The organism is Neorhizobium sp. BETTINA12A, from assembly GCF_023006485.1.
In the GTDB taxonomy this organism is placed as follows: domain Bacteria; phylum Pseudomonadota; class Alphaproteobacteria; order Rhizobiales; family Rhizobiaceae; genus Neorhizobium.
Genome location: NZ_JALBGW010000188.1, coordinates 1 through 8,625 on the forward strand (window position 1 = coordinate 1; position 8,625 = coordinate 8,625).

Genomic DNA, 8,625 nt, shown 5'->3' on the forward strand with positions numbered 1-8,625 from the left:
CGCAAGCCAGCCGCTCAGGGGCAGGAACACGCCGAGCGACAGCACATAGACGGTGATCGTCGAATGCAGCGCCAGCGGCGGTTCGCCGAGCGCGTCGGCGATCGTCGGCAGGGCCGTGGCGATCGCCGTCGAATCGATCTGCTGCATGATGAGGGCCGATGCGACGATCAGCGGCACGGTCTTGCGGGTATCCAATTTGTCAGTCTTTCGGTTCAAGCCCTTGTTTCGTAAGCCCGGTTCCTGGCGGGCCACCAAACCGCGCGGCCACCGATGGTGTTTCCGCTTGCTTCAGTCGTCGTCATGTGTTCTTCTATATGGAACGCCGGTCCACAAACAGAATATTCCCTTGGATAAGGGGCTGTCAACGGCGCTTTTGCAGTTGCGGCGTTGACCGCGCCCGTTGTCCGAATGCACGCCGGCTGATTGGAACGGGAGCGGCAACCGAGATGAAGACGGTGGGAACATGAAGATCACGGGCGCGCAGGACGAGGACCAGCAAAAGGGCCGCCTTTCTTCGGTGTCGATGGCGATCCGCATCCTCAAGGCTTTCGAAGGCGACGACGCGGAGATCGGCGTCACCGAACTCGCCCGCCGTCTCGGCATTGCCAAGAGCACCGTCCATCGCCTGGTGGTGACGCTGATGGCCGAAGATTTTCTCGAACAGAATCGCGAGACCGGCCGTTATCGGCTCGGGCTCGAGCTTTTCAGGCTCGGTTCGTTGGTGCGCAACCGCATGGACCTTTCCACCGAAGCGCGCACGCTGTTGATGGACCTGCGCAGCGAAACGGACGAGACGGTGCTGCTCGGCGTGCCGGCCGGGCCGGAGATCATGTATATCCGCGTCCAGCCTTCCCGGCAGGCGGTGCGCATCAGCGCCGAGATCGGCATGCGCGCGCCTTATCATGCGACGGCCGCCGGCCGGGCGATACTCGCCTTCCAGCCGGAAAGCCGCATTGCGGCCCTTGTCGGCGCGCCCCTGCCGCTCCGAACCCCGAAAACCGTCACCGATCCCGATAAGCTGCTGAAACTGCTCGGCACTATCCGTCGCCTCGGTTACGCGGTGGAAGACGAGGAAAACGAGCTCGGCATGCGCGCCATCGCCGCCCCCATCCATGACGCCCAGTCGGACGTGGTCGGCGCCGTCGCGATCGCGGGCCCGGTCCAGCGCCTGTCGCTGAAAAATTTGAACGGTTTTGCCGAACCGCTGCTCGTCGCGGCACGGGCAATTTCCGCCCGCCTCGGACATCGCGGTTCGCTCGGTGCCGGCGATTTCTGACGAGCGGCAGCCGTGACGATTTAATGTTCCAGAAGGGTTGCCGCGGATTGGACGCGCTCTAGGTAAATCATTGAACCGCTCGGTTCGATCTCATCGGCGCACGTCGTTTCGGCGCGTCACCGACCTTTTCTCTCCGGGGAGGTCCTCTATGGAAACCCACTGTCTTAAGCGCCCCACGCGGCGCCAATTCCTTTCTTCCGTTGCTTTTACCATTCTCGCCGGCGGTGCCGCGCCCGTGATGGCGCGCAGCATTTCCGGCAGCCTTCCCTGGGAGGCGCGCTCCGCCGATCCGCCGGTACAGGTCAAGCCCGGCGGCTGGCTGTTCTTCACGCTCGAAGAGGCGCAGACAATGGAGGCGGTCGCCGACCGGCTGGTGCCGGCGGACGATCTGTCGCTCGGCGGCAAGGATGCCGGCTGCGTTCTTTATCTCGACCGGCAGCTGGTGGGATCCTACGGCACGTCGAGCCGGCTCTATACCAAGGGCCCGTTCATGCCCGGCCTGCCGACGCAGGGGTATCAGGCGTCCGACACGCCGGCCCAGCGATACCGCGCCGGCATTGCCGCGCTCAACGCGTTCACCCGCGAAACCAAGGGCGGCAAGCGCTTCGCCGAACTTGCGCCCGGCGACCAGGACGCGGTCCTCAAGGATCTCGAAGCCGGAAAGATCACCCTGCCGAACAAGGTGGATGCCAAGTCCTTCTTCAACCTGATGCTCGCCAACGTGATGGAAGGTTTCTTCGCCGACCCGATCTATGGCGGCAACAAGGACATGGCCTCGTGGAAGATGCTGGGCTTTCCCGGCGCGCGATACGACTACCGCGACCACGTTTCCAAACACAACCAACCCTATCCCCTGCCTCCGGTTTCGATCGCAGGCTCGACGGAATGGATGACCAGGTAGGGACTGAAAAATATGACCACTATTCTACCTCGCAAGGACGCCGTGATTGTCGGCCTTGGCTGGACAGGCGCGATCCTCGCTCATGAACTGACGGAGGACGGGCTCGACGTCGTGGCGATCGAACGCGGTCCTTGGCGCGACACGGCCACCGATTTCAACATCGGTTATGCCCAGGACGAACTTCGCTACGGCATCCGCCGCGATCTCTTCCTGCAGCCGGTCGTCGAAGCGATGACGATGCGCAACAACACCTCGCAGACGGCGCTGCCGATGCGCGATTACGGCTCCTTCCTGCCCGGCAACGGGGTGGGCGGCGCCGGCGTTCACTGGAACGGCCATACCTGGCGGTTCTGGGACAGCGACTTCCAGATCGCCGACCACCTGAGGGATCGCTACGGCGCGGCACGGATCCAGGACCTGCAATTGCAGAACTGGGGCGTGACCGGCGCCGAGATGGAAAAATCCTTCGACCGCTTCGAATATCTCGCCGGCATTTCCGGCAGGGCGGGCAATATCAACGGCCAGATCCAGGAGGGCGGCAATCCGTTCGAGGATCCGCGGTCGCGCGATTATCCGCTGCCGCCGCTGCAGATGACCTATGCGCCGACGCTGTTTGCACAGGTGACCAAGTCGTTGAACCTGCACCCGTTCCCGACGCCGGCGGCGAACCTTTCCAAGGACTATATCAACCCGCTCGGCATCGCCATGGGCCAATGCACCATGTGCGGTTTCTGCGAACGGTTCGGCTGCGCCAACTATTCGAAATCCTCGGCCCAGACGACCATTCTGCCGGTGCTGATGAAAAAGAAGAATTTCGAGGTCCGCACCGAGTCGGAAGTCCTGCACGTGGATCTCGATCCCTCGAAGAAACACGCCCGCGGCGTTACCTATGTGAATACGTCGGGCGAGGAGTTCTTCCAGCCGGCCGATATCGTGCTGCTCTGCGCCTATGGTCTCCACAACGTCCGGCTGATGATGCTCTCCGGCATCGGCGAGATCTACGATCCGAATACCGGGGAGGGGACTGTCGGGCGGAACTACTGCTATCAGACCAATGCCGGCGCGCAGGTGTTCTTCGACGACAAGAACTTCAATCCATTCGTTGCCGCCGGCGCGCTCGGCCAGACGGTGGACGACTTTAACGGCGATGCCTTCGACCACGGGCCGCTCGATTTCGTCGGCGGGGCGGGCATCAACTGTATCCCCTCGAACGGCCGGCCGATCCAGACCCGCCCGACCCCGCCCGGCACGCCGCGCTGGGGCAGCGACTGGAAGAAGGCCACCGTCAAATCCTACAAGTCGACGCTCGGCTTTTCCTCGCAAGGGTCGAGCTATCCGACCCGCGGCAACTATCTCGATCTCGATCCGACCTATACGGACCGGTTCGGGCGGCCGCTGCTGCGCTTCACCTTCGATTTCCCCGATAACGACATCCGCATGTCGAACTGGGTCTCGGACCGGATGGAGGAGATCGCCAAGGCCTTCGGCGGCAAGCAATACACCAATACCCGCCGCAAGAAGGGCTGGGATTCGGTGCCCTACCAGAGCACCCACAATACCGGCGGGGCGATCATGGGCACGGACCCCAAGACCAGCGCCGTCAACAAGTACCTGCAGAGCTGGGACGTCGCCAACGTCTTCGTCATCGGCGCTTCCGCCTTCGCCCACAATGCCGGCAAGAACCCCACCGGCACCGTCGGGGCGCTCGCATTCCACGCGGCGGATGCCATCCGCCAGCAATATCTCCGCAACCCCGGCCAACCTCTGGTGTCGGCATGAGCAGGATCGTCTTTTCCCTCACCCTTGCCGCAACGGCCTTCTCGGCAGGCCTGGCGCTTGCCCAGGCTCCCGACCAGGCGGACGAGATCATCCGCGGTCGTTACCAGGCGATCCTCGGCGATTGCTCCGCCTGTCACACCGCGCCGGGGGCAAAACCACTCTCCGGCGGGCTGCCACTCGAAACGCCCTTCGGCCAGATCATTCCGCCGAACATCACGCCCGACAAGGCGACGGGCATCGGCAACTGGACGGAGGCGGATTTCCGCGGCGCATTGAAAACCGGCATCGGCCATGACGGCAAGCGGCTCTACCCCGCCATGCCCTATCCGGCCTATACCAGGATGACCGACAGGGATATCGGCAACCTCTGGTCCTATCTCCGGACCGTCGATCCGGTCTTCAACCCGGTCGAATCCAACCAGTTGCCGTTCCCGTTCAACATCCGGCTGTCGATGATGGGCTGGAACATGCTGAACTTCACGCCGGGCGAATTCCGGCCCGATCCGTCGAAATCGGCCGAATGGAACCGCGGCGCCTATATCGTCCAGGGGCCGGGCCATTGCGGCACCTGCCATTCGCCGAAAACCGCGCTCGGCGCGGACGAGACAAGCGAGGCCCTTCAGGGTGGTTCGCTGCAGGGATGGTATGCACCCAACATCACTGGCAACAGCTATATCGGCATTGGCAGCTGGAGCGAGGACGAGATCGTCCGATACCTGAAGACCGGCACCAACGGGCATACAATCGCTTCGGGCCCGATGGCGGAGGCGATCCAGGCCTCGACGTCGCTGATGACCGACGCGGATGTGCACGCGATTGCCACTTACCTCAAGAGCACCGAAGGCGGTTCGACGCAGAAACCGCAGCCGATTCCGGCGAGCGATGCGCGCATGAAGGTGGGGGCGGCGATTTATCACGACACCTGTTCCGCCTGCCATGGCGGCGACGGCAAGGGCGCGAGCCAGCTCTTCCCGGCACTCGCCGGCAGCTCGATCGTCCAGCAGCCGAGCGCGGAGACGCTGACGCGGCTGGTGCTGCAGGGCAGCCAGGCGGTGCATACGCCCGCGGCGAAAACGACACCCGCCATGCCGTCGCTCGGCTGGAAGCTGTCGGATGAGCAGGTCGCGGCGGTGCTCACCTATGTCCGCAACAGCTGGGGCAATGCAGCACCTTCGGTCGGGGCTTCGGATATCGGGGCGCAGCGGTAGAGAAGCCGAGGGACGTCGCGCGGAGGCAAACTCAGCCGTCGAAGAGTATGCCGAAGCGATACCCCCCTCTGCCCTGCCGGGCACCTCCCCCACAAGGGGGGAGATCGGCCAGAGGCGTGCTCATCGCTTCACGCCGAACGGATTTGGGCATTTGTCGGTATAATTTGTGGCAAGACGTCAGCTCCATCCAATCTCCCCACCCGTGGGGGAGATGTCCGGCAGGACAGAGGGGGGCGTTCTGGCTGGACGCTTGATCACGTCCAACCGCACATCTTCATTTCCCGCCTTCACGCACCCTCATCCTCCCGCTACAACTCCATTTTTCCGTTCACAATTTTGGATTTTCCCCCATGGCCGATAGCGTTACCGATCGTTTCCTCCGTTACGTCGTCATCGACACCCAGTCCGACGCCAAGTCGCCCTCCCAGCCGTCGACGATGAAGCAGAAGGATCTCGGCCGGCTGCTGGTCGAGGAGATGCTGGCGATCGGCATTACCGACGCGCATCTCGACGAGCATGGCTATATCTACGGCACGATCCCGGCGACGACGTCGAAGAACAACGTGCCGGTCATCTGCTTCTGCGCCCATATGGATACCGCGCCGGATTTCTCCGGCACCAACGTCAAGCCGCAGATCGTCAAGAACTATCAGGGTGGCGACATCCAGCTCACCGGCGACAAAAACCAGGTGATCCGGGTGTCCGAACATCCGGTGCTGAAGGACCAGATCGGCAACGACATCATCACCTCCGACGGCACCACGCTTCTAGGCGCCGACGACAAGGCGGGCATTGCCGAGATCATGTCGGCGGCCGAATTCTTCATCAACAATCCGGACGTCAGGCACGGCGCGATCCGCATCCTCTTCACCACCGACGAGGAGATCGGCCGTGGCGTCGACAAGGTCGACCTTGCAAAGCTCGGCGCCGATTTCGGCTATACGCTGGACGGCGAGACGGCCGGCACGATCGAGGACGAGACGTTTTCGGCCGATGCGGTGGAGATCGCCATCAAGGGCGTCGCCATGCATCCGGGCTTCGCCTTCGGCAAGATGGAAAACGCCATCAAGATCGCCGGCGGTATCGTCGCAAGACTGCCGAAGGACATGACGCCCGAGACCACCAGGGGCCGCGACGGCTTCATCCACCCGACCGGCATGTCCGGCGTGATGGAAAAGGCGAACCTCTCCTTCATCATCCGCGATTTTACCGAAGAGGGCCTGAAGACCAAGGAGACGCTGCTCGAGGAGATCACCAGGCAGGTGATCGCCGATTACCCCGGCTCGACCTACACCTTCACCGTCAAGGAACAGTACCGCAACATGAAAGTGGTGCTCGACCAGCATCCGGGCATCGTCGATTACGCGGTCGAGGCGATCAGCCGGGCCGGCATGACCCCGGTGCGCGGCAGCATCCGCGGCGGCACGGACGGTTCACGCCTCTCCTTCATGGGCCTGCCCTGCGCCAACCTTTTCGCCGGCGGCCATGCCTTCCACTCCCCGCTGGAATTCGTCAGCAGCCAGGACATGGAGCTGGCGGTGAAGACGGTGGTCGAGCTTGCGAAACTCTGGGAAGAGCGGGCCTGAGGAACCGCTGAAACCCGGCACGGCACTATTGTCCTCGACGGATGGAAGACCATTTTCCGCAGACTGGTGTAATCAAGTCGGCGTGGAACTCCATGGATCGCCCCTCGAAAACATCGCAAGCGCGAGCCCGGCAGCCCCACGCTGCGCTCGCGACCCTTTGCCTTGCCGTGATCACGGCGCAATTGGATACGTCCGTCGTCAATCTCGCCCTGGATCCGATCGGCAAGGATCTGGATGCCACGGTCTCTCAACTGCAGTGGGTGGTCGACGCCTATAATCTCGTCTACGCGGTGCTGCTGCTGACCGGCGGGCTGCTGGCCGATCTCGCCGGCCGCCGCAGGATCCTGATCTCTGGCGCCTTGGTATTCGGCATCGCCAGCATCGGATGCGCGGTCGCTCCCACGGCTCCGCTTTTGATCGCCGCACGTGCATTGACGGGCGTTGGCGCGGCGCTGCTGCTTCCCGCCTCGCTTTCGATCATTCGGGTGATCTATCCAGACCAGCAGGCCAGGCAGCGGGCGCTCGGCATATGGGCGGCGTGCAACGGACTGGCGCTCGCCATCGGGCCGACGCTCGGCGGGCTGCTGATCTATGCCTTCGGTTGGCGTTCCGTCTTTTATGTCGTCGTACCGTTTTCGCTTGTCGGCGCCGTCAGTGCGCGCGCGACGATCGAGGAAAGCGCCGATCCGGCAGGTCGATCTTTCGACATTAGCGGCCAGGTGCTGGCGATCCTGTCTTTGGCGACGGTGACACTTGCCGCGATCGAATCACCACATTCCACCATGTCTCTCACGGCTGCTTTCGGGGTTACGGGCTTCGTGTTGTTTGGCCTGTTTCTCGCGGTCGAGCATAGGCAAGGGCAGGCGGCGCTCGTGCCGCTGACGATGTTCCGTTCGAAATCCTTTACCGGCGCCATGGCAGGCACGACGGCCATGACTTTCGGCATGTACGGGACGCTGTTTCTGTTTCCACTCGCGACGCAATCGCTCGGCCGGCTCGATGCCACCTCGACCGGACTGGCGCTGCTGCCCATGGCGCTGAGCTTCGTGCTGGTCTCGCCCTTTTCAGACGCCGTGGTGCAGCATTTCGGACAGCGTGTCACGATCGCCCTCGGATTGGCGACGATCGGAATCGGCAACGGTATCCTGAGTGTTGCCTTCATGCTCGACCTCTTCATGATGAGTGAAATCGGGTTGTTGCTGACCGGGATCGGCATGGGACTCGCGACCGGGCCGCTGACCGCCGTCGCCGTGTCGGCGGTCGGGAGCAATCGCGGCGGAACGGCGGGTGCCCTCATCAACGTTGCGCGCATGGTGGGTGCGACGATCGGCGTTGCGGCACTCGGGGCGATCTTTGCGGCGGTAGCCGGCGCGGAAAACGGCTTTTTCGCCGCGATGATCGTTGGCGCGCTTGTGCAGGTGATGGGCGCTGCCGTGGCACTGTCGACGATCGGCCGATGATCGACGTGCCGGGATCGCCAGTCTTGAACGCGCCGCATTTTCCGCCTAAAAAACCGCGATCTGCAGCACCAACAGGACGGTGACCCATGGACCTCAACCGAAACGCAACGCCGCTTTGCCTTGCCATTCGGGGAGCCGTCCATGCCTTCCATTACGCTTGCCAATCTTTCGTGGTCCACGCCTGACGGCCGGCCGCTTTTTTCCAATCTGAACCTCAGCTTCGGGCCTGAACGCGCCGGCCTTGTCGGGCGCAACGGCGTCGGCAAGACCACGCTCTTGAAGCTGATCACCGGCGAACTATCGCCCGCATCCGGCACGGTCTCCGTCTCCGGCAGCCTCGGCGTGCTGCGCCAGAGCGTGCAGGTCGCGCCGGATGAGACCATCGCCGACCTTTTTGGCACACGCGAGGCGCTGG

The 8,625-nt window shown here is 63.3% G+C and carries 7 protein-coding genes and 1 pseudogene; 7 read left to right on the forward strand and 1 reads right to left on the reverse strand.

Going from position 1 to position 8,625, the window contains the following annotated elements; all coding sequences use genetic code 11:
- Positions 1-216, reverse strand: a pseudogene (locus MOV61_RS26210) (MFS transporter); the annotation flags it as partial.
- Positions 217-463: 247 nt separating this feature from the next.
- On the opposite strand from MOV61_RS26210, the gene MOV61_RS26215 reads away from it, so the two are divergent.
- From MOV61_RS26215 to MOV61_RS26245, 7 genes are all read left to right on the forward strand, one after another.
- Positions 464-1,276 (forward strand): IclR family transcriptional regulator, encoded by an 813-nt coding sequence (locus MOV61_RS26215; protein ID WP_247138680.1) that lies wholly within the window; start codon positions 464-466, stop codon positions 1,274-1,276.
- Positions 1,277-1,424: 148 nt separating this feature from the next.
- Positions 1,425-2,177 (forward strand): gluconate 2-dehydrogenase subunit 3 family protein, encoded by a 753-nt coding sequence (locus MOV61_RS26220; RefSeq protein ID WP_247138681.1) that lies wholly within the window; start codon positions 1,425-1,427, stop codon positions 2,175-2,177.
- Positions 2,178-2,189: 12 nt separating this feature from the next.
- A complete protein-coding gene (locus tag MOV61_RS26225) occupies positions 2,190-3,956 on the forward strand; it encodes a GMC family oxidoreductase (RefSeq protein ID WP_247138682.1) in 1,767 nt (588 codons plus the stop codon).
- Positions 3,953-5,164, forward strand: a complete 1,212-nt coding sequence (locus MOV61_RS26230) for a cytochrome c (RefSeq protein ID WP_247138683.1) — start codon at positions 3,953-3,955, stop codon at positions 5,162-5,164. The genes MOV61_RS26225 and MOV61_RS26230 overlap by 4 nt, the downstream gene beginning before the upstream one ends.
- Positions 5,165-5,514: 350 nt before the next feature.
- Positions 5,515-6,750 (forward strand): peptidase T, encoded by a 1,236-nt coding sequence (gene pepT, locus MOV61_RS26235; RefSeq protein WP_247138684.1) that lies wholly within the window; start codon positions 5,515-5,517, stop codon positions 6,748-6,750.
- Positions 6,751-6,842: 92 nt separating this feature from the next.
- On the forward strand, positions 6,843-8,210 hold the full coding sequence (locus MOV61_RS26240) for an MFS transporter (protein ID WP_247138685.1): 1,368 nt from the start codon (positions 6,843-6,845) through the stop codon (positions 8,208-8,210).
- A gap of 141 nt (positions 8,211-8,351) precedes the next feature.
- Positions 8,352-8,625 (forward strand): ATP-binding cassette domain-containing protein (locus MOV61_RS26245; protein ID WP_247138686.1); only part of this gene is annotated, 274 nt, incomplete at its 3' end.